Annotated in this window: 11 protein-coding genes; 2 read left to right on the top strand and 9 right to left on the bottom strand. The window is 34.2% G+C overall.

Annotated elements, in window-relative coordinates:
• The first annotated feature begins 616 nt into the window (after positions 1–616).
• Positions 617–955, top strand: coding sequence for a hypothetical protein (locus H1A07_RS01840; protein ID WP_210145192.1), 339 nt, complete (start codon positions 617–619; stop codon positions 953–955).
• 345 nt (positions 956–1,300) lie between these two features.
• On the opposite strand, the gene H1A07_RS01835 is transcribed toward H1A07_RS01840, so the two are convergent.
• From H1A07_RS01835 to secY2, 8 genes are read right to left on the bottom strand one after another with little or no spacing between them, the layout of a single operon-like run.
• A complete protein-coding gene (locus tag H1A07_RS01835) occupies positions 1,301–1,504 on the bottom strand; it encodes a hypothetical protein (RefSeq protein ID WP_244974150.1) in 204 nt (67 codons plus the stop codon).
• Positions 1,501–2,823, bottom strand: a complete 1,323-nt coding sequence (gene gtfB, locus H1A07_RS01830; RefSeq protein ID WP_210145191.1) for an accessory Sec system glycosylation chaperone GtfB — start codon at positions 2,821–2,823, stop codon at positions 1,501–1,503. The genes H1A07_RS01835 and gtfB overlap by 4 nt, the downstream gene beginning before the upstream one ends.
• Positions 2,816–4,345: an accessory Sec system glycosyltransferase GtfA gene (gene gtfA / locus H1A07_RS01825; protein ID WP_210145190.1), complete on the bottom strand. Its 1,530-nt coding sequence runs from the start codon at positions 4,343–4,345 to the stop codon at positions 2,816–2,818. The genes gtfB and gtfA overlap by 8 nt, the downstream gene beginning before the upstream one ends.
• A 21-nt stretch (positions 4,346–4,366) precedes the next feature.
• Positions 4,367–6,733, bottom strand: coding sequence for an accessory Sec system translocase SecA2 (gene secA2, locus H1A07_RS01820; RefSeq protein WP_210145189.1), 2,367 nt, complete (start codon positions 6,731–6,733; stop codon positions 4,367–4,369).
• Between the two features lie 4 nt (positions 6,734–6,737).
• Entirely contained in the window at positions 6,738–7,595 is an 858-nt protein-coding gene (gene asp3 / locus H1A07_RS01815; RefSeq protein WP_210145188.1) for an accessory Sec system protein Asp3, read from the bottom strand.
• Positions 7,579–9,123: an accessory Sec system protein Asp2 gene (gene asp2 / locus H1A07_RS01810; protein WP_210145187.1), complete on the bottom strand. Its 1,545-nt coding sequence runs from the start codon at positions 9,121–9,123 to the stop codon at positions 7,579–7,581. Before asp2 ends, asp3 begins: the two co-directional genes overlap by 17 nt.
• 1 nt (position 9,124) lies before the next feature.
• A complete protein-coding gene (gene asp1, locus H1A07_RS01805) occupies positions 9,125–10,633 on the bottom strand; it encodes an accessory Sec system protein Asp1 (protein ID WP_210145186.1) in 1,509 nt (502 codons plus the stop codon).
• Positions 10,633–11,826: an accessory Sec system protein translocase subunit SecY2 gene (secY2, locus tag H1A07_RS01800; RefSeq protein ID WP_057718792.1), complete on the bottom strand. Its 1,194-nt coding sequence runs from the start codon at positions 11,824–11,826 to the stop codon at positions 10,633–10,635. The genes asp1 and secY2 overlap by 1 nt, the downstream gene beginning before the upstream one ends.
• Positions 11,827–12,320: 494 nt before the next feature.
• Here secY2 and H1A07_RS01795 point away from each other — a divergent pair, with 494 nt between their 5' ends.
• On the top strand, positions 12,321–13,982 hold the full coding sequence (locus H1A07_RS01795; RefSeq protein WP_057718791.1) for an APC family permease: 1,662 nt from the start codon (positions 12,321–12,323) through the stop codon (positions 13,980–13,982).
• 217 nt (positions 13,983–14,199) lie between these two features.
• Here the strand turns inward: H1A07_RS01795 and H1A07_RS01790 are convergent, their stop codons facing one another.
• The gene (locus H1A07_RS01790; RefSeq protein ID WP_210145185.1) at positions 14,200–24,660 is read right to left on the bottom strand and encodes an MBG domain-containing protein; all 10,461 of its coding nucleotides are present in this window, start codon (positions 24,658–24,660) and stop codon (positions 14,200–14,202) included.
• Between the last annotated feature and the right edge of the window lie 82 nt (positions 24,661–24,742).

Raw genomic sequence — 24,742 nt, 5'->3', positions numbered from 1 at the left:
ACTCATTGTAGCATAACTACTATAATTTGCTCCCAAATCAATGTCATTCGTTATATTAACGACATTAGCAGTACCATTAACAACTTGATTATAAAATTCTTGCGCATTACTTACATCGACACCAGTGTTTGTTTGAACTAAATTAGTAAAAATACCATTTAAACTTAATTCATTTAATTGTTGCTTTTTATTAAGTTGCTCTTTGTTATCAGTACTAATTTTATTTATGGAAGTTTGAAGCGCAACTGGGATTTTAAGACTTCTATCTATAAGTTGTGTATTGCTCAATCTTAAACTAGTTGTATCACTAAGATTACTTTGATCAGTACTTTGTCTTTCAGTAATAGATGCGTTCTCGCTAGAGTAGAAATTCCCTACATTAGTGCTATTACTTCCATTGGCACTATTATTCGAATTTGAAGTATTAGATTCTTCTTTAATCTTTGAAGAAGTGCTGCTCTTATCTCTATGAGATGTAGAAGTTCTTTTTTCAGCTGCACTTAAAGAAGTGAGTTTACTTTTAGAATAACTTAAAGATTCTGATAGACTCTTTGAATTACTTAGAGATACAGACCGTGAGGTCGATTGTGAGTGACTTATTGATTGACTTAAAGATGTGGAAGTACTTTTAGAGATTAGCAAACTCTTTGAACGAGAAGTAGACACGCTTTTAGCTTCTGAGTTACTAGCCCTGACTCCATTTTCATCAGATTTACTATTTCCTTGTTTTGATAAGTCAGTCTGTGTACTTTCAGACACTGATCCAACGATTTGTGATTTAGCATCTACAGAAGTTTGTGCTGCATATACACGATCATTTGGTAAAATTGCTACTCCCGTAGCTCCAGTTCCCAAAATTGCTGCTAAAGCTGCTAGTTCTTTAAGATATGGGTTAGAACTGTCTCCCGATTCCTTTAAACTATTGGGATCGACATACTTATTCTTTGCTTCTTGATTCTTTTTAAATTTTCTGTCTTTCATAACCTTTTCTACTCGTTACTACAAATATACTATTACGATTAATTTTATTTATCAAAAAATTTCATTTGTTATTGTTACATATTCTATGATAACTCTTAAGTTATTAAATGGAAGAAAAAGTTGATAAATCAAAGAAAATTAAGCTAAAAATTTAATATATTGTTATCTATATAACTTTATTATTCAATAAGCAAAGACAAGGGTAGACTAAAAAGAGCAAACAAAAATCAGTTTACAAATACTGCGAACTGATTCTTTAATTTATATTTTAACTATTCGTTTGAAATAGTATGAATCAAAATAAAACTAGACCTTTTTCTTACTTAACTATCATTTGAATTAACATCAAGAGCAAAATTACTCCAAATAGCAATCCCATAATTATTTGTTTCCAAGGAAAATCATCTTTTTTCTTTTCGTATGCTTTTCTCTGATTTTCTTCTACCTTTTCTAATCGTTTCAACGCATGTTGTTCCACTAACGTCGATTTTTTCTTTTCTTTACTCATCTCATCTTTACTCATCTCAAATTATTGATAACCTCTTTATATTGTTCAACACTTACATCCCCAGCAAGTAAACGTTGCTCATCAATGAATTCTCTCATCTTATTTGTATCAGATAAAGCCTCTGAAATCTTATTCGCCATCTTATCCACTTCAGTCGGCTTAAATATATTTTCTGAACTAATAAATTTAGGATTATGCAAAGTACCTTCAAATCCCACAATTAACATATTTTGTTCAAAAGCACCACGAACCGCATCAAGAATTTCATTACCATGATTTATATCTAAATAGATATCACTTGTTTGATACAATTTCTGAATTTGTTTAGTTGTGGCATTAGGGTACAAATGCACATTGTTATACTTTTTAAAAGCTAATAATTTAGATGACATTTCAGTAATTGCCGCAATATGAAAATGAATATTCGGCATTGCTTGAACCACTTCATCTAAATGTTCAATTTGATCGGAATTAGTTAAAATAACAGCCTCTGGACGCATCTTGTTTCCTCTTGGATGAGGATAAATCATCCCCAAGAACTTGAAATCTATATTCCCATTCTTAGGTAACTTATTCTTCCAGATTTGCCAGTCTACATAATTTTGGAAAACGATATATTTCGTTCTCGTAGAATTGTTAATTAAGTATTGCATATTGCCAGGCAGTTCATTAGCAGTATTTTCATGCCAAAACAGCGTATCACTACCATTATTTTGCAGGCTTAAACTTATCATCATTGATTGATTCAAAGTATTATAGAAAACATGATCAAGTTGATACTTCTTTTTTCTTAAATAATACGTCACAAATTGTGACAAATTAGCAAAATATTGCTCATTATTTTCTTCATGGAGAAAGATATCACCAGAAACTAAATATTGTGTGATAACTTCTTTTCCATTTTTGTTAAAGTATCGCTTTAAAACCTGCTGTCCATTGTTAACATAAGTTTTAGCAAATAGATTCCCTTGCCGATTATAGTGATCAATCCAGCTCAAGTTACCATTCTTATCGAGCCAATGAACTTCTTTAATTAATCTAGTATTATCAGTAGCAACAAAGAAAATATCAGCTCTTTTTTGATGTAGATCATAAACTTCACCTTTACTTGCAGTTGCTACAATTCGATGAAATTTCGGCACCTTCAAGCGGTTAAAATATAGGGGAGTATTTTCAGCACCAAATCCGCAATAAAACTTAAATGGGGAGTCCACCTCAATTGGCAAAAAGCCATCATCATTAATTACTACAGAAGGAATTTTAATATTAGCAAAAAGCTGTGATCTTAAAAAGTCAGTTGATTCTACGTCTAAATTTTCAAATAAATTAATCATTGACTAATTCCTCCACTAATTTTTTCCATTGTTTAGCAACATTTTTAGTTAAATATGGTTCAGCAATCTGATATGACTTTTCATTGCAGCTTTCCAAATTACTATCTGTAAATAGCTTGATAATTGCTTTCGTCAAAACTTCTTCTTTTTTGAAATCGGTCCATTCTTCATCATATGGTAAAAGCAATCCATTTTTTCCATTTTCAATAAAAGTTGGATTTCCATACGGAACATCAAAGCCAATCATTGCTAATCCTGAACCAACTGCCTCAAGCAATGAGAGCCCAAAACCTTCACTTGTTGAAGCGGCAATATAAGCAGGATAGTTTCGATAGACTTTTGTTAAATCTCTTTGTCCCATAATATGAATATAATCTTGTGCTTGATTTTGATTGATTAAATTAGTAAGCATCCCTGCTTCACCGCCAGTTCCATAGATATCCAAAGAAAGATCAGGAACACTATTTTTAGCAGCTATTACCGCATTTACAATCCAATCAATGTGTTTTTCTTTTGCTAAGCGAGAAGCTGTAATTAAGGCATGCTTCATCCTGCCTTGTGTTGGATGCTCTAACTCATTTAAACTTCCCACCGGAATACAATCAATGCGTGGTTCAATATTATAGTATTTTTTAAATTGATTTTTTAAAATCTTCTTTTGTTCATTTGTAGCTACAACAAAGCTATCGACATATTTCGCATGTTGGAATTGATATTCATAAAAATTATTCCATAAAATATTTTGATCATTAGTATAATGCTTATCAAAATGATCGGCATGAACTACCACTACTAATTTAGCTGGACCGTGATTTTCAAAAACTAATTGTCCATTAATTAAGTTCTTGTCTTCATCTTCTCTGTCTAGAATGATTACATCTTTTTCAGTAAAGTTCAGTCCCTTAAGCATTTTCAAATAAAGGTCATCTTTACTATAAACAACTTCACCATTTGCAAATTCAAAAGTTTCTTGATCACCGTTTAAGTGTTGAGTATAAGCAACTGTGCCATCTTCATTATAAAATTCCCTAAAAGTAACGCGATTATCTTTATCTGCCCCTAAATAATACTCACAGGCATACTTAGTGTAAGAATAAAAGTCTCTCTTAAGTAAAGTATTATTTTTAACATAGCTAACCTGATCAATAGTGCGTTTTTCAGCATCGCTTAGTCGAGCTACTAGTTGTAAGCCATCATTTAATTGATAAAATACTTCTTTTCCAACAGTCTTTATATTACTACTTAGTTTTTTTAAATTAAGTTCGTTTTCTAGAGTATCTAAAGAATAATTAGATGTTGAAATCTTTACATCAGTAAAGAAGTTATATAACCAGATAATATTGTCATTATCAAAACCCAAATTGACAGTTAAATCTCCGATATTATTCCCTAAAATTAAATCTGAAAAAATAAATTTTCGTTTAATTCCAGCCTCATTAAAACTCTGATCACGATATTTTTGAGCGTATTCTACTCCAGAGCTAGCCCAACCTATTCCTAAATTTATGTTATATACTGTCATAATCTTCCTCTATTAATTATATTAATTAAATACTACGACTAATTGCCCTTTTTCATTCGTAAAAATCTTACTTAATAAAAGATTGTCAAATGTAGATAAGGTAATTTTATCTAAAAATTCTTTATAGGCTTCAAAAGCCTTTTCGTGATGAAGAAGATCTTGCAGTCTCCCACTTCTCCCCCATTGCTGAGCATTAATCTTTATTTTTTCCAGCCTATCTACTTGATCAATCCAACTTCCATCCATCGATGAAATAATTACTTGCTGATAAAACTCATTTACTTGTTTTTTATTAATTAACACTTGCTTTTTCTTATCAATAATCTCATAAGCTAATTTTTTCAAGTAGTCTTTAATAGCCTTCTTCGTTTTCAAATTATCTGGTACATTAACTTGTTGATAAGTAAGATGCTGATTAATAAAGTATTTTAAATCACTCTTATTGGATAAGTCTTCTTGCTTCAAATAAATATTTAGTGCCTTATCAATAATGTGATCAACAATTTTCTGTAAATCATCAGTTTTCATAACCTTATCTCTTCGAGTATAAAAGTTCTTCCGTTGGAGAGATAAAATTACTTCCATCTTATTAGTTTGACTTCTCATCAATTCATTAAGATCTTCTTTACGAGTTCTCAACATCTGTAAACTAAATCGAATTCTTGGTCCTGAGAGAAGCGTAATGTCTTTTCCTTTTGACTTTTTCTTCATTAATTTGCGGTAATATTTTTTTTGTCGAGCTGTGTTATTAGAAGAAATAAAAGAATCTTCTAGGGAAATTAAAAATTGACTACTTCCAGGATCTCCCTGTCTGCCAGCACGACCAGCTAACTGCAGCTCCACTCTTTTAGGCAACATTTCAGTTCCGATTACTGCTAAGCCACCCAGTTCCTTAACTCCTGGACCTAGCTTAATATCAGTTCCTCTACCAGCCATATTTGTTGCAATAGTTACAGCTTTCTTTTGACCTGCATTTTTAATAATTTGCGCTTCATAGGCTGCATTATAAGCATTTAACACATTATGCGGAATACCAATATTGAGGAGTAATTCTGAAATAATCTCTGAGTTTTCTACAGAACCAGCAACAAGTAACACAGGTCGACCAGTTTTATGCATTTCTACTACGTCATCTACAGCTGTCATTAATTTATCTCTTGTAGTTAAGAAAATAAGTGGACGATAATCCTTTCTAATTACCGGCACCCTTGTAGGGATAGTTACCACTTTTAAGTTATAGGTCTGTAAAAACTCTTCCTCATTAACTTTAGCGGTTCCACTCATTCCACTTACTTTATTAAACAATGCAAATAAAGCTGGAAATGTTATTGAAGCTGCTGTTTTCTGAATTTTAGTCAAATCAACCTTTTCTTTAGCTTCAACAGCTTGGTGAATCCCTGTACTTACCTGCACTCCACGTTTCAATCTACCGCTATCTTCATCAAGCAAGACCACTTCGCCCTTTACCACTAAGTAGTCATGCCCCCGCCTCATAGTTAAGTGTGCGCCCATCGCTAAAATAATATGGCGATAAACACTCCTGCTCTCATTAGAAAATAGGTCATCTAGTTTGAAAAATTGCTCTGCTTTTTCAATACCGTGGGCTGTTAACCAAAATAATTGATCATCCTTTTTAAATACATAGTCCACTTCGGGATCTAACAATCTTACAAACTGATCTGCCAAATGATATAGATTGGATTGAACATTAGGACTAGAAGAGACCACGAATGGAGTCTGTGCTTCATCTAATAAAACTTCATCCACTTCATCGACAATAACATAATTAAATGGACGTAAATATTGATTTTCTTTGGAGCTGGCAAGATTATTAAACAAATAATCAAAGGCTAAAGAAGAAGCAGTAGTATATACAATATCCGAGTTATAACATTTTCTTTTAATTTTAGCAGTTATTTTCTTTTTACTATCTTTATCTTCTGCGAAAGCTAAACTCACACTTAAGCCTAGCCATTCATAAACCGGAGCTAACTCTTTTTTATCACGAGATGCAAGATAACCATTGGGAGTCACTAACATGGCGCCTTTACCTTCTAAAGCATTTAGATATAGTGCCATTGTTGCAACTAGAGTTTTACCTTCCCCAGTTTTCATTTCAGCAATAGAACCATTATGTAATACAATTGCCCCTAAAACCTGCACATCGTAAGGAAACATTCCCAAAATTCTTTTATCTGCTTCTCTTACAGTGGCATAAGCTTCCGGTAAAATATCGTCTAAACTTTTGCCTTCTTTAAGTTGCTTTTTAAAAATAGCAGTTTGTCCTTGCAGTTCTTCATCACTCATTGCCTGCATTTTAGGACCTAATTTATTAATTTTATTTAATAATTTCCTAGCTTTTTTTAGTCTTAACCTATCTGTTAGCATTGCATCATTCCTTAAAATAATTAATAGCTTCTTTTACCATTCGAACTTGATCAGGTTCTCTATAAATTTTTGAAAGATATGTCTCCTGTAAATTATGATATCCTTCATCTACAAAAGCCTTCGAATACACTACCGTACAGTTTAAGGATTTAGAATTTTCTAAAGATTTATCTATCTCAGCACTACTGCTAAAGATGACTAATTCTTTATCTTTATGTTCATTAATATAATCTTTCATCAGTTCAAGGCCATGTTGCTTATTTTGCCAACTCAAATATCCCATAGTTAAATTTGCTTCTACATGACTCGCAATTTTAAATGGCGCAATAATTCTGGCTCGTTTAGAGTCATCAAGTAGAATAAGCCCTTCTTTTTGGAAATTTTTATTTAAATAAATAGAATGCAGATAAAAGTCATTAAAAACTTCTTCTAAATCCAAATGAGAAATTTGAATTTTTTTAAAATTAATCTCTTCTACTCCACCATTAATTATTTCAATAGTGTATTTCACTGCTCGAATTGGATATTTAAACTTTTGTTCTAAATTAGTGAAAATAACTTTATCAATTTCATTCCCCTGAATATCAAAAAAATGTATTCCAAAAATTGCACTATTTTCTGGCTTAATCTTTGCACTAATTTTTAACAAATATTCTTGTCCATTCAGCAGGAGTGGTAAACTAGGGACTTCTTTTGTCGCCTGATAATTTGCTATTGATGACCAGCTAATAAGAGTTTTTCCTGAGGGTATCAATTTATTCTTAAAAGTGACTTCATTTTTAGCGTTTTTCTTAAATGCCGTTCCATATAAATATGTCTCTGACATTCTATCCCAATAAACTTGATTAATTACGTTTTTCATTATCTCGACCAAAATCTTCTCTTAATAGTTCATTTAAACGATCAATAAACCAGTAGTTAACTTGTGGATCATCATTATGTCGTCCAGGAAATCCTTTAGCAGAAAACTGAGCTGCTTGCTTTACAGCAGGAGACTTTTTTAACTCTTTTACTGCTTTATCGTCATAGTCATCATTAATCATATAACCAGCAAAAAGGCGTGTTTTTGAAAGATCTTGCTTATCAAATTCTTTCCAAAAATTCTCATCAATTTTTTTCAAGTCATCTCTATCCGTAGCTGGACCGATACCTTTATCAATATCGAACATAGTTTCAAATTCGTCGGGACGATCTAAGGCAGTTCTTGAAGCAATATAGCCCAAATTTACTAAGGGTTTTGCGACATTAATTGCATGGGCACTCATTTTCGCCCCATATTTTATTGCAGGATACGTTCCCATTGAAATTCCATTTACTAGCAGTTGCGATTCATCAAAACCCAATTCATTCAACTTTGACTTAATTGTTTTAATGATTTCTTGCTCAAAAAAATTATCCTTATCGTCATAAAATTGGCCAATATTTAATCGCATATCAGTAAACAAAAGCATCGGTGCTTTTAACCCTTTAAACAAGAAATATGCCTCAAAACCTTCTGCTTCACGCGCACCTGAAAAATATACATTTAATGGGGGCTTCAGATCTCCAGGATTAAAGTAATAGGCTATATCATCCCTATTTTGAGGATTAACTATTCTTTGCCCACCGGCAATGAAATTTCCGGCCCCATCTCGGCCCCAACGTGAATGAAGCACGCCAATGATTAAGTCGCCGCTACCCTTAACTTCTAAATTTAGAGTTGTAGTCCGATAGTGGTCAGATGCTTCAATTTGAGAAAAATATTCATCTTTATCAAAAGAGCTTAAGTCGATCACCCTTTGTTCTTTGACATCTCCATCTGTACCAGGTTGCTGAATAAAAATTCTCAGTCTAACTTGAAAATTAAAATTCTTCAATGAAAGCCAAAAATTGATCTGCTTATCAGGATCGATAAAGACCCCACTTTTATAGGTACCTAAATTTACCCATTCATTGTGGGTATCTAGATTTACTTTGAGATGACCCTGTTCTTCAAACTCATAACTATTAACTATATGCTCATTTAATTTCAGTTGACTTGGAAAAATTCTTAATCCGGATTGTCCAGAAAAGTACCGAATTGGAAGTCTATCAATCAAATACTGTGGTTCTTCTTTTATTTTTTGAGCAGCAATACTTTTCAAAAAATATTTTTCATGATCATCCAATTCTGTATTTAAATTAGAACTGTATAAAACATGATATGGGGATATCAATTGCTTTAATTTCTTCAACTGGTCATTAGTTAAGTTAGTTTTACCAGTAACTAAAATTACATCATAACTTTTTATCCCCTTTTTCTTCGTAGCCTTTTTTTCTTCAAAAGAAAAGTCGTTAAAATGCCATTCCATATCTTCTGGGATTGTATATTTTTTCTCCCAGTTATCATTTCCTAGTTGCAAAACTCGCATTCTACTCCGCTTTCCTCTCTTTAAATACTTCTTTCCATTTCTCAATGATGTTTTCTTCGGAATACTGGTTCATTAATTGTACGTTATATACTACTGTCTGATTCCAACTATTTAAATTAGTTAAATACTCATCAATTACAGGTAAAAGCTCACTTATTTTCTTTATAATTCGTCCATTTTTATTATCCACAACAGTGGCCGAAGAAAAGTTTTGTACTTGTGGAATTCCAATACTTACACCCGATATTTGCATTAATTCATCCGCTTTTCCCCAATTTATTAAAAGTCTCATTTTATCTAAATTACTTAATACATCTGAAATATTGGTTAAACGGGTATGCACAACATCAAGTTCTGGTAAACTAACTTCATCATCAAGTCCATCAATTGCAGCATTTTCTGCTTGTTCTGACTTTCCGAGAATAAAACTGTTTTTGTTTTCTTCTTTTATTTGCTCAAGAATTTTATTCACACGATCAGCTTTCCAAAAATTATATGTAAATATTTTCAAGCTGTAATTATCTGGATTTTTTAAGATATAGTTACACAGCTTTTGAATAATTTGATGAATATCTTCGTCATTTGCGTTTTCCGCAAAGAAGCCAATCTCCTGTATATTTTGTCTTTGACTATGACCAAGACGAAATTCCGAATTAAAGACAGGAATAACTGAAATATCGAACTGTTCTCCATAGTCTTTTTCTAAATTTTGTTTAATTTCATTGCTACTTACAATTACTCTTGCCTTAGCTAGACTACCTATTTTTTTACTATAAGGATGGTGTCGATTGATTATATATAAAGGTTTATATGGCTCAACAATTTCATTATTAAAACTACTCTCATCATCTACTGTTACAATTATTTCATCATTATTCTTAACATTGACCTTTAAGTATCGACTTAAAATCTCATCAACCAAATCTGTAATATTTTCATATTCTCTTCTTTCACAAAAGTGCGTTTCTGGATTAACCGTAATTTTGCCAGTGTTTCTATCCCTTTTAAAACGCCAATTACCGTATGGATCAAAGTAGATAGTTTTCTCATCATCATCTTGATTAGAGATAAAACCACGACTATCTATCCCCAAAGTAAATGCTTTATGTTCGTCATTTTCAGGATAAGAGATCCTTAAAATATGACCATCAATATCATAGAAAACTGTCGCATATAGTTGATTCTCTAGAACAATTAAGGTTCTAAAAGGGCCATAATCAAAAATGGCATTTTTGGGCCAGTTAAAGTCTTCTAATTCTAAAACCTTATTTTCAAATCCATGAACTCCTTGTAAAAAATCATATACAGAAAATAGGTTATTAGGGAAAAAGGCAATTTGATTTAATTTACTCAACAATTGAGGCTGATAGTCTGTAATTATTAGACCAATTTTTTCGTCAAACTTTTTTAAAACAGTCATGTATTCTGCTGCATCATAGTTTTCAATACTGGGAATATTAATTGACCAGTCATCATATTGTTTATGCCATGCAGGAATAAAATATTTCATTATTGGTTATCATCCTTTAATAAACGATCGTAACGATATGGGAACAAAATAGTATCAATTTGATCTTTAATTCCTCCCATAAACATTGTAATCATAACAACATTCATTGGAATAATAGCAAAGCCAGCATAATTACCTAAAAAATTACCTCCATATAAACCAAAAACAAGCTGGAATGCGTTTAAAATGGCTCCTGGAAAGGCAATAATCCATATTAGACGGTTTAAATATTGTTGTGTAGGACGTCCTGGAGCAATATTGGGAATGTAGTAATGATTATTTCGAAAACTCTTGGCTTGTTCTTTAGGATCGAAATTTACAAAAGTGAAGAAATAAAAAATCAATATTCCCATTACTGCAGAAAAAGAAGCTTGAAATACCCAATTATTGATCAAAGATGTAGGACTAAAGTATCTTCCCACCATTAAAGGAAGGGTCAAAATAGCCATTCCTACCATATACATCATCATGGCAGCCATGTTTAATCCTAACGGCACTGTCATCAAATTACTAGAAGCAGGGAGACTAGGATTAACTACTTTTAAAGGATAGTAGGCTTTAGTAAACGCGAGCCAAAATTTTATTAGTAATAAAATAAAAATAGCTAAAGCTGCTAACCAAACCCATGCATATTTCATGGTTAAGAGAAGCTTTACATTACTAATTATATTAGGAATAGCACCATTAAGAATGCTTGTTAAAATAACTGGTGCACTTGCTCCAACCCCATATTTCATATTTCGATAGCAAAGCCAAACTACTAAACAAGATCCCGCACTTAATATCAGAATCATTTCAAAATCTTCTAATCCATCTCGCCGATTAGTAAAAGCAAAAACTAATAGTGCTGCTTGAATAATAGTGATAATCATAGTTAAAAATTGCATCAAGTACTGAACTTGTTTTGGTGATAAGGCATCAAAACCAAAGGAATGAGTAAAACTTAGAAGCTGAATAATTAACATCGAAAACATTAATGGATTCAGACCGATTGAAAAAATAGATATCCGTGTAAAATTGGCCCCACTAAATGCTCCTAAAATTGAAATAGGAGTATTTCTGATCGTTTCTACATATTGCCTAGTCACTTCTGCAAAAGGAAGAGGAATGTATAATCCCATTACATAAATTATTACTATGAATAGACTAAAGCTTACTTTCTTTATTACATTTAAAAGATTTTTCTTTTCCAAATGAACTTCTCCTCGATAAGTGAATTGAGCAATACTACTCTTTCAAAGATATATTTCTTATACATATCCTTTTATATTTAATGTTATATTTTTCAAGTCTATACCCTATATATTACATTATAATCAAAAGCACTTAAGTGGAAATATATAAAAAATGAAATAATATAATTCGTTATTTTTAAAAACGCATTTTTTCTAATTAATATTTTTTTGTTACTTAATTAAGAAAGTTATCTATCTGCTTGCTATTACGAGTTATATTACTATAACTTCGTCTTTATATTTTGTGCTTATATTCACAATATATAAAACATTTACTGTACTATCTCGATCTATGTTATTGCCATACCTTGCTCCTTTTTGAAGTCCTTTTATTTGTACTTTGTGAAATATGAGACTATTATACGCATGAACAGATTAATAAATAACATATTGATTTTGTTTATTGTAGATATCTATCTATATGTATATATTTAAAGGAGAAGAGAAAGAAAATGGAGAATTCTCATAAAGCAGGATCTGCTAAAAAACAAGCCTTTATCTCCATATGGACTCTAACTCTAATGAACGTGGCAATCATCGCTGGTTTAGGTAATGATGTCCAAGAAGCCTTTTATGGTTTATCGTCAGTTACCTATTTTGCAATCGGTGCTATTTGCTTCTTCATTCCTACAGCTTTAGTAGCTGCAGAGCTAGCCTCTGGCTGGAGCAACCGTGGTGGTATTTTCCGCTGGGTTGGCGAAGGTTTAGGAAGAGGATGGGCATTAACTTGTCTGTTGATTTTATGGTTTCAGGTAATGATTAACTTCGGGATGGGGATGCCGAGTTCCGCTGCAACTATTTTGTTCTACACGCCAATGTATAACAAAGCAGTTGCCTTTGCTCAAAATCCTACCCACGTTGTTTTAATCATGACTGGATGGATTATTTTATATTGGATTATGGCCATTATTGCTAATAGAGGTGTTAAAACTTTTACCACTATTACAAAGTATGGTGTTTTAATTGGGACACTTATCCCATTAGCTATCATGATTATCTTAACTATCGTTTGGTTATGTCAGGGACATACACCTGCTATTTCCATGGCACCAAAACAATTAATTCCAAAATGGAACGGGATGAGCACTTTAGCCCTAGCAGCTGGCGTATTCTTTTCTTATACTGGAATCGATGAAAATGCAGCTTTCATTAAACGATTAAAGCATCCAGAAAAGGACTTTGTAGCCTCAGTCTTTATTACTTTGATCTTAGTATTCTTAATCTTCGTAGTAGGTACGGTAATCATCGCAATGATTGTTCCCGAGAAACAAATTAATGTTCTATATTCATTAGTTACGGTATTTAAAGTTCTTGGTGAAACATTTGCATTTCCTTGGTTGTATCTAGTTCTAATGTGGGTCGGACTTTTCAATTTAGTTGCTTCTACTGTAACTGAGCTAGCAGCTCCATCAGTTATGCTTGCACAAGCTGGTGGTAGCGGATTTTTACCAAAATGGTTACAAAAGAAAAATAAGCATGGGATGCCTGCTCGACTAGTTTATGTTCAAATGGCTGGAATGACTATTATTGCATATTTATTCAAGTTAATTCCAAACGTAGAAGGATTTGTAATTTTACTAACACAGTGTGTAACTGTTCTATATCTTTTCTACTACATTCTAATGTTTGTGACATTCTTACGCTTACGCTATCAACAACCTAACCGTCCTCGTTCATTTAAAGTACCCGGTGGTAAAGTAGGAGCTTGGATTATTGCCGGTGTTGGTCTTATTTCATCAGTTTTCGGTATAGTTCTTGCCTTTTATCCACCAGCACAAGTTAAGGCAGAAGTTGGATCTCCAGTAACTTATGTAATTGTTATTGCAGTTTTAGTTGCTGTTGTATTACTTACTTGTTTAGGACTTTATCTTCTTTCTAAAAAGCACCCAAATTGGGTAAATCCAAAAAACGAATTTGCTCCATTTACGTGGGAAATTGAAGGATTGAAGAAGCCTGAAAAAGTTACATCAAATATTCCTACTGTATTAATGTCTAAAGGACAGAATCCAATGGGGATGCCTATTAAGCGCCCATATAAACCTGATCAACAAGTAGCTAAATCAGTAGATGATGCAGACGAACGGAATGAGTCAGTTGAAGAGAATCAAAGCTAATTTATAGTAGACTCAAAATATATTTCTATCCTGTTGATGAATATTTTTTATATTTCACCAACAGGATTTTTTGTTTAAAAAGGCCTTATCTAACTTTAAATAGCAATATGAAAAAAGGAATCAAACAGCTATTTTCAGCTGCCTAATTCCTTTTTAAATATCTATAAAGAGTTTTAATTAGGTCGTTCTCTTTTAGAATATTTCTTATACTTCACTTTTATTTTTTCTTTTTTCGATCAAAACCTAATCCTAATAATCCAATTCCTGCTGCAAGTGCTCCAGATATAATTGCAAGCATATCCTTGTGGGTACCTGTTTGAGGCAATATTTGATCATTCTTCTTATTAATATGAGTTCTTTGTACTTGCTTTCCTACATTCCTTTGTACAGTATTTGCTTCACTTGTCTTATTAGTTGAAACTTGTAGCTTCACTGCTGATACTTCACCAGGTTTCTTATTATCTTCATGCTTAGATGGAGTAGTAGGAGTTCCTGGCTTTTGTTGTTTGCTGTAAGCAATTCTTATAGTTCTATCTTCTGTATCTGGAGTTACAACCTCTTCTAATACCTTAGGTGAAATGTAGCCTGGAATGTCTGGAGCATCGTATTTATCCCAGTTACCAGCAGGTTTATCCCATTCACCGTATGTTACTTCTCCATTTACTGGATCAGTGTACTTAGGCCGAGTAAATGTTACCTTTTGAACAACTTGAGTTTCACTACCATCTGGATCTTCAACAATAATCGTTCTAGTTATGGTCTTACTCTCAGTTGTTTCAATTGGTGGATTCTTCGTGTACTTCACAGTTACTGTCTTGTCTGCAGTATTTGGAGTTACCTCTTCTACTGGTACTTCATTTGAAGTGTAGCCTGGAATGTCTGGAGCATCGTATTTATCCCAGTTACCAGCAGGTTTATCCCATTCACCGTATGTTACTTCTCCATTTACTGGATCAGTGTACTTAGGCCGAGTAAACGTTACTCTTTGAACAACTTGAGTTTCACTACCATCTGGATCTTCAACAATAATCGTTCTAGTTACGGTCTTAGTCTCAGTTGTTGTTACAATATTAGGTTCAATAACAAATTTCGTCACACCATTTTCAATAGTGATTTGTGTTGGAACGTTAGAATCGACCAGCTTGTAATCTTTTGGAACATTCTGCTTTACATCAAAGTCAACTTTGTCACCATAGTTAGATGAGTCTGTACCAATATTGTCGATAGCCTTAATAATCTTACCATTGCCATCAACGTATTCAATCTTTTGACTAGCAGGAGTGATACTATACTTAAATTCACCAGTTATGTTAACAGTGTAATTTGAATTATTATCTTGAAGTTTCTTCAAACCATTTTCGCTTAAAGTAATCGTGTAATTACCTACTTCAGTTGGAGCATTACCATCTGGAGTATTCCAGCTAAAGTTATCCAATGTTAAACCATCTTTATTAAGATTGTTACCAGTTAAGTTGTCTAACAAAGTTGAAAGATCAACGCTTGCTGGTTGACCATCAGAAACCTTAGAACCATTCCCTGATAAAGTTACATCCATTTTTGCTGGAGTAACAGTCAAAGTACCAACTTCTTGTTCAGTCGTTGGCCAATCATAGTTTGGATTGAGCTCCTTAAGTTTTTCAACACCTTCTGAAGTTAAGTAAACCGTGTAATCACCAACATTAGTTGGATCTACAGGATTTCCATCTTTATCCTTAACTACAAAGTCATCGCTTGTTAACGTACCATCCGGAATTGTTGGAACTGGACCATCACCATCAGGTATCAGCGTAATTGGGAAGTTACCTGGATCTACTACTTGTGGATTTCCTGTGTATGTCCCGATCTGACTACCGTTTCCTGAAATAATGATTGGAGCTGGAGTAATTGTGAACCTAGCGTTTCCAGTTACTGCTGTATTCTCAAGAGTTACGTTTCCAGCACCATATTTTTCAGTAAGCACTTCTTGCAAATGACTAATTCCGGTACTGTTCAAAGTTAAAGTATAAGTACCAACATTAGTTGGATCAGTAACACTCCAATCGTAATCCCCCTCTCTCAATGTATAAGTAATCTTGGCACCATTAATTCCAGAAATCGTAACATCAATGTCTCCGCCGTTGTAGAGATCTACCGTACTGATTACTTGTCCATTGTAGATACGGCTATTTTCACCACTTACAATTGCATTTACTTGAGCTGTCTCAATTACTAATTTTCCAACTTCTTGTTCAGTTGTTGGCCAGTTATAGTTTGGATTGAGCTCCTTAAGTTTCTCAACTCCTTCTGGAGTTAAGTAAACTGTGTAGTCACCAACATTAGTTGGATCTACAGGATTTCCATCTTTATCCTTAACTACAAAGTCATCGCTTGTTAACGTACCATCTGGAATTGTTGGAACTGGACCATCACCATCAGGTACCAACGTAATTGGGAAGTTACCCGGATCTACTACTTGTGGATTTCCTGTATATGTCCTTGTTTGAGTATGGTTTCCTGAAATAGCGATATTATCCTTGGTAATCGTAAAGGTAGCTTCTCCCTTAAGATCGCTATCTGTGATCTTAACGTTACCTTCACCCCACTTGTTATCAATTGTACTTTGGAAGTTAGCAAGACCGGTCTTGCTCAAACTTAATGTATAACTACCTGCATCAGTTGGAGCATCTTCGTTAGGTGTATTCCAAGTATAGTCGCCAGCTTGCAACTTATAAGTTACAGTTTCATTGCTGTTTGAAATGCTAATAGTTACTTCAACTGTACCATCTTTGGCATTAATCTCAGTCGTAGTTACTGGCTTGCCATCATATGTCTTAGATGAACTCCCGGAAAGATTTGCACTAGCAGTAGTCTCAGTAATTACATATGAACCTTCACCGCTAATTTTGGCGTTAGACCAATCAAGGTTTTCTGAATTATTACTGTTTTGCAGTATTTTATTCTTACCTGATTCAGATAACTCGACAGTATACACACCAACATTGCTTGGAGCAGTTGTATAAGTAATCCCATCTTTTACCCAAACATAATCGCCATCTTCCAGAGTAACAGTTGGATTTCCTGGTGCAGTTACCGTGACTGCAGGCTTAGTAGCATAATTATCAAGAGCAATTGGCGTACCATCAAATACCTTTTCAGCACTGGCATTAAATTTAACACTTGGTATAGCTTTTTGGATTTCGAAATTACGAGTACCGGTATTATCAAAGTTGTAGCTGTAATGAGTTGCACCTATCTTAGCAATATTTTCCTTACCTTGTGCAGATAGTTGAACCTTATAAGAGCCAACATTAGTTGGATTTTGACTTGAAACAAATTCCAAATCCCCAGCAACTAACTTGTAAGTTTGACCATTACCAAGAACTACTTGGTAATCATCAACATTAATATCACTATTTGTAAATGTATTACCTGTATAAGTTACTTCTTGATGCCCATCTAAGATTACAGATATATTGGTTGCCTTATTTACTGTGTAGGTACCAATTGCAGCATTTATCCAATTATAATTATTAGTCTGTGATTGAAGCTTCTTAAAACCATTTTCACTTAGAGTAACAGTATAAGTGCCTAACTCAGTTGGTACAGTAGTTGTTTTATCACCATTTGCAGCAGTGAATTCAAAGTCACCAGCATCTGCAGAAAGAGTCACACCTTCTGGAATGTTAACAGTTACCTGATTATTTGTTGAAATAATTGGTTTGAAGTTATTTGCATCAAATGTATTCTTACCATATTCAACAGTTTGACTAGCAGGATTATCAAAGTTAACTGTTGCTTGTGCCTTATTGATCGTGTAACTTGCATTTTCATTAATCGTTACATTTGACCAATCAAGATTTGCTGCATTTGCTGCTTTGATCTTACCAATTCCCTTCGATGTTAAGGAAACAGTATACTCCCCTGCATCAGTTGGAGCTGTAGTAAATGTTTGACCATCCTTAGTCCAAACATAATCAGTGCCAGCACCTAAAGCTACATCATGTGGACCAGGAGCAGTAATCGTCAAAGTTGGCACATAACCAGCAATTGGTGTACCATCATAAGTCTTTTGGTCTTGACCAGTAAATGATGCACTTGGGATTGCCTTAATAATTTCGAAGTTAGCAGTTCCTGCATTATTAGCAGCTGTAATTAAATTGACATTACCTACACCATTCTTATCATTGATTACCTTTTGCAAGTTCGTCAAGCCGACACTAGTCAATTTGATAGTATAAGTGCCAACGTCAGTTGGCGCATTTCCATCAGAAGTTGACCAAGTATAGTCACCAGTCTGTAAGGTATAATTTTCTGTCTTCCCTAAATAATCTAATGCTACCTTTATTTGACCATTACTATTAACTTCTGCTGTAGTAGTTGCTTGCCCATTATAAATCTTACGATTGTTCCCAGTTAACTTAGCTGTAGCGTCAGCTGCCTTAATGGTATAAGTAAAGACATTAGTGCCCAGAGTTAAGCCATAATTTGGATTGGCAGTAGTAATCTTATTAATACCAGTTTCACTTAACTTAATAGTATACTCACCAGCATTAGTTGGTGCATTACCACTCGACCAAGTAAAGTCATTAGCATCAAAATTGGGAATTACTAGATTTTGTCCACTAACTGTATTAGATGAAGAAATTGCTGCTTTAAGTTGATTCATTGGCAACTCTACTGGAGAACCAGTATAAGTAGTTTCGCCACTACCTGACATTTGGTAATCAGCTTTAGCTTTGACAATTTCTAACAAACCATTACCAGCTTTACTCCAAACATAGTTTCCACTAGTTGGAATAGCTCTTTTAATCTTTTCAATACCTTCTGGAGTCAATGAAACTTTATAAGTATCTGGTACAACTGGTGAAGGAGTAACTGTGTAATCTCCAACACCTAAAGTACCAACTGGAACAGTCAAAGTTTGACCATTATCAGTGATAATAGTTGGTACAAAATCAGCTGGATTTACAGGAATTACATCACCTGTCCAAGTGCTGGTTTGTTTGTTTTCTTCAGTTAATGAAATAGTAGCAGCTGCCTTAGTAATCTCGTAAGTCGCACTACCTGTAATTGCATCATCAGTCCAATTAACATTATTGCTGTTACCATAATGCGCTTTAATGTTTGCAATTCCAGTACTGTTCAACTTAATTGTGTAATTTCCAACATTTGTTGGTGCACCATTTAATTTTGTTGAACCATCTTCGCTGTACCAATCATAGTCGCCTGCTTGAAGTTGATATGCACCTTGAGTAGTGCCAGGAACATTTGCGGTAATCTTGATATTACCATCTTTAGTAACTTCAACATTACTTACTGCCTTAGCATCGTATGTTTTAGAATTATTTCCTTTTAATTCGGCTGTTGCTTGTGCCTTTTCAATCGTGTAGTTAACGTATGACTTACTTGGATCATAATTAATTGTTAAACCGCCAGCGACTTGCTTTAATTTATCTAAACCATTTTGGTTCAAAATAATGCGGTAATTACCAGCGTTAGTTGGTGCGCCAGCTAAAATATTACCTTGGTCATCTGTGTATGAATAATCATCTGACGTCAAGTTAGCATCTTGAATAGCTTGAGCAATATTTTGAACAGATACATCAGTATTTGATGAAACAACAGTATGAGTAATTTCACTAATTATATCGGTAGAAACTGGTTGTTCACTGCCATTGTAGGTATTAGTAATAGTATCATGATTAATCGTTAAATCAAGATTGACCTTGTTGTAGACCACATTAACTGTTATCGAACTCATCTCTGGAGTCACTGTAATACTATTTAAACCAGTAATAATGCCATTTGCATTAGTTGTTACTGCAGGATAGTCAGTATTACCGACTCTTGCACTTTCAATATAGTAGCCTTCTGGAACAGTTGAGCTAGCCCAGCTACTCCAAGTTGCATTGGTGCTCGTCCATGCAGCATCACCATCTGTAATTGTCTTAGTACTATCACTTGGATCTATATAACCTATTACTTTACCTGTGACTTCATCAACAATTGCAGTTCTAGTAAAGTTAACATTTTGTTCAACAGATGGAACATTTGTAGGAAGTCCAGCCACAGTAATAGTGCGAGTAATCGTTTCAGAAAGTGGAACTTTGTCTGTCTCAGTACTACTACTTGGCCAAGTGTCATTAGGTCCAACAATCTTATGTTTATGAACAAGTGGAATAGTAATTGGAGTGTTAGTTGCTTCAAAGGTATAACTTGTTGGTAAGCTTGCTCCATTAGCCAGTTCATAGCCTTCTGGAACAGTTAAATTAAGATTGCTATCGGTTTCTCCAACACGACCGCTAATGGTAATAGTTTCTCCAACTTGTTTATTGTTATCATCAGTATCAATAAAAGTAATTGTATTGCTTACTTGATTACCTTGATAAGTGATAGTTACTGTAACATCACTTTCGTTAGCTGAAACAGTAGTTTGCGCTACACCTGTTAGTTTACCATCTGCGCTAGTAACATCAGAATAATTACCGTTTGCATCAGTAATTGATTCAATTGAATAGCCCGCTGGAACGTTTGATGGAACAAATGAATCCCATTGATTATTGGTGCTCGTCCATGCAGCATCACCATCTGTAATTGTCTTAGTACTATCACTTGGATCTACATAACCTATTACTTTACCTGTGACTTCATCAACAATCGCGGTTCTGTTAAACGTTACGCTTTGAGTAGTTCCTTCAACTGGTGTTGGTAAGCCTTCAACTTTGATAGTTCTAGTAAGTGTTTTCGAAAGTGCAACTTTATCTGTATCGGTACTACTACTTGGCCATTGATCTGGTGTACTTACCTTTACACGCTTATGAGTTACATAAATCGTTAATGCAGTATTATCTGGACCAAAAGTTGTTGGTACAGTACTACTCTTTGAACTAATAACATAGCCTTTAGCTTCTAAAGCACTCTTAACTGCATCATATGCAGTTGTTGCATCAGCTGGAACATTACTTCCTTGATTCCCAGTAATTGCTTGACCATTACTTAATAAATCAGTTAATGATTGAATAGTTACCGGATTTGATGGATCGTTTTCATCAATGACCTGATACTTAATCGTACGTTGAATTGGCACAGCCTCTAATATTACAGTTGCATTATTATAGAAGTATTGAACATTTCCACCAAAGACAGGAGTACCTTCTGGTGCATTAGTTTGCCAAGTCTTACCACCAGATTGCAAAATCGCTGACTTAATTTCGTAGTTAGCAGGGATAGAAGATGCTGCATTCCTATTTGCAAGATTGATAGCTTCCTGTTCAGTCAACATTGTATTGTTTTGGGCTAAATTGTAACCAGTACTTAATTCAGGAAGATCAACAGTCTGAACTTGACCATTTTCATCAGTATATCGAAGCTTGAAGTTAATCTTAGCTTCACCAGTTACGGTAATATTAGCTGGCTTTACTTTGTTAGGATCGGTACTTGCATTATATATTGCCTCACTGCTTATAAATGGCTTCGTAGTATCTGAATAAAATCCAGTACTAATATATCCCGTCTTACCAGCATCATTTACCAAGTTAGGATCTATTCCTGTAAAAATCAAACGATCTGAACTTCCATTATTATTTAAGGATGAAGTTTTAATAATAATTGACTTAATCTTAGACCAATCAGTTACTTGATCTGCTGTAACATACCCGGTTTCATCGGGTTTAGTACCATCAGGATCGCTATTACTCTTAAGATCACCCAATTCCGTAGAATATAAGAACGTGTAATTCGTCTTATCACCATCGTAAACAGGACGACCACTTAGTTGAAAAGTAAAGCTAGTGTCGGAAGCTTGTGGTAAGTTCACCAAAGCAACAACATTAGTTAAATTAGCACCTGAGCTATTAATTAGACGAACTGCATATTCCATCTCATTGGAGTCATAGAGATTAGAAATCCCAGAATCAACCAAGATATCATCTTGATTACCCTGAGCAACACTAGCCGTGTTAGCACCACCGACTTGATTAATGGTAAAGCCTGCACTTCCGACATAATAAAGATTAGAAGTGTTTCCCTGTACCCAATCCGGATTAAAAGTAATACCACTTGGAGCAAAATTGCTTGTGTTATTAGGATTATAGGCAGCATTGGTTAGTTTTGTTGTTGGACTAACAATATAGATCATCCCTTGATAAGTTCCATTAGCTCCATCAGGCAAGGTATTGAAGTGAATATAGTTATTGGCTCCGCCACCGGAGAGATAATTATAGCCAGTACCTGAATAGTCAATCTTGACAACTTGACGTGACAAACCTGGAATATTTGTTGGTACAGTAAACAGTGATAACTTAGGCACACCTACTACACCATTATTACTATTTGGCCAAAACTGCGGTAACTTAGTATAGTCAGTTGAAAAATCATAAACTGAGAACCATTCCGGTAAAACATAGTAAAAAATCGGTTCATAGATATTATTTGTCTGTCCACCACCATAAGCTAGAGACATACCGGCTACATTTGATTTACCAGTTGCAGTTGAAGTTTGGTTACTCCAAATCCCTATAGAAGATGTTAAATCCTTGGGTGAAACAACATTCTGACCAAATTGAACTTTATTAGTCAAATATCTTGTTACATTTCCTTGTTGAATTGTTCCAGTAAAAGTCATATTGGCGACTAATTGTGTACCCGGCTTAACTGTATCTGGAACAGCACCATATGCTTCAAACGCGTTCACTGACTGAGTAGTTTGATTTACAAAATTATTAAGTGGCAAGTTAATAGCTGTACTTTGATCTCTTTCAAGGTCATCAGGGCTAACTACAATGTTAGTAATTACCCCAGTTCCAGTAATAGTTTCACCAGCATTTACTTGTCCTTCACTCGTTGTACCATCTGCGTAAGTAATGGTGTACTTATAGTTACTTGTACCAGGGATAGTCGGTGTTTTTAGTTCAGTTACACCAAGACCCTCATCAAAATTAAAAGCAAGTTTACTACTGTAATCATTGTATGAAGCAATTGATTCATTGGTAATACCAAAGTAAGCAACGATGTGTTTATGGCCGTTATTTAACAGCTGATTCCCATAATAGGCAGCTTGGGCATAAAGCGGCATTTGGCCTAACGGAATCTCATCATTTGTGCCATAAAAATCTTGACTTACTATTGGACCATTCCAAACTTTTGTTTGACTACCATCATCATTAAGCTTTTGCACAATCGTAATAGGAGCATCAGCCGTATAGGTGGTAGCGATAGCTGGCATGGCAATATCATATGACCCAACAAGTTGGTATGCCGGTCCGCTATTCCAGTTTTGCGTACCGGAACCTTTTGGTACAGTGATAATAACGTTATTACCTTCTTGAGTAATGGTAGTTTTATCCCCAAAATTATTAAGTTGCATTGTGGCAGATTGATCTAACACATAACCTTTAGGCATTGGGATTGTAATTATAGTGCCATAATTAACGGCACTATTAATTTTTTGAGAAGGAAGAGGCGTGTTGCTGTAGTCTTGGCCCGGAGCAACCCCGTTAGTTTCATTAATTGCTAGTTGATAGATTGATTCATAATTAGGAATCATCTTCTTTAACGCATTTTGATCAGTAGACTCTGGATTAGGTTTACTTAAAGCAAATTTCGGATTCCATACAGGGTTAATATCAATATGAAATTTAGCTGATGTTTGCTCTACACCATTAATTGTCCACGTAATATCCTTAACCGTAGGTTGCGTAATCTGCATCGGTTGTGGTTTAGCGCCATATCCATTATCAGCGGGAATCGTAATAATCGGATTAATAACTCCAGAAGTAGTGAAGTTATAAGTAACTACTTTCTCATTACCAACATCCTTTATAGATGCACTACCATAGTTAGCGTCTATAGTTGGTTGAGTTACGCCGACAATGCCATAGCTTGGAATTGAAATAGTTACAGTATCACCAGTGAGAACATTTCCTGAAAGTAAAACCTTAGCTGGTTGAGTACCATCTGTAGTATTTCCCCAAGTATTTCTTGAAATGTATAAAGTATAGCGTCCATCATTACTTGGAATGGTTACTGCTGCACTTGCTTTAATTTCATCAGCTCCAGCTATATCGTTTGATGATGATAATGTACGTAATTTAGAAACCGTAGCACTTTTAAGCAAAGAGATCTCAACTGTATCTTTTAAATTATTGATCCTACCATTATCTTTGACTTTATTTAAATCTAGACTAGCTGTATCTTCGGCTACAGTATTGGCATTAGCAGTATTTTCTACAGTATTTTCCTTATTAGAGTCTCCTGTATTCTTGTTTTCCTCATTATTATTTAAAGCTTCTGTCTTTGCTGAATCTTCTGTATTTGATTCAGTCTTATTACTAACCGTATTTAATTTATTATTTTCAGTAACAGACGCTGAAGGGATTACTGTTTTATCATCATTTTCTTTTGATAAATTTTGACCAGCATTATCAACAGCTGACTTTTCTTTCTTACTTACCGAGGTAGCTTCAGTTGTTGTTTCTTTTACTTCACTAGAAGTTAAATAAGTATTTTTAGAATTCTTCGCTGGTTCCGTCGTACTATAATTGTTGGAAGTATCTGTAGTGGCAGCTTGAACCTTTGAGGTTGGTTCCTGCATTTCTACTCCCAAGATTAATGTGGATAACAATACAGAGCAAGCTCCTACAGTTAATTTTCTAATACCAAACCGTTGCTTGCTGTCATTATCTTTTTTATTAAAAAACACGCGTATACTCCTCCTTATTCTTTTCTCTTATTACTTAAATTATACCCAACTTTTCACATAATAATTCACATAATGTTTTTTT

Origin of the sequence: Lactobacillus taiwanensis, from assembly GCF_017894345.1 — a bacterium.
Classification (GTDB): domain Bacteria; phylum Bacillota; class Bacilli; order Lactobacillales; family Lactobacillaceae; genus Lactobacillus; species Lactobacillus taiwanensis.
This window is presented reverse-complemented; position numbering and strand designations above follow the sequence as displayed.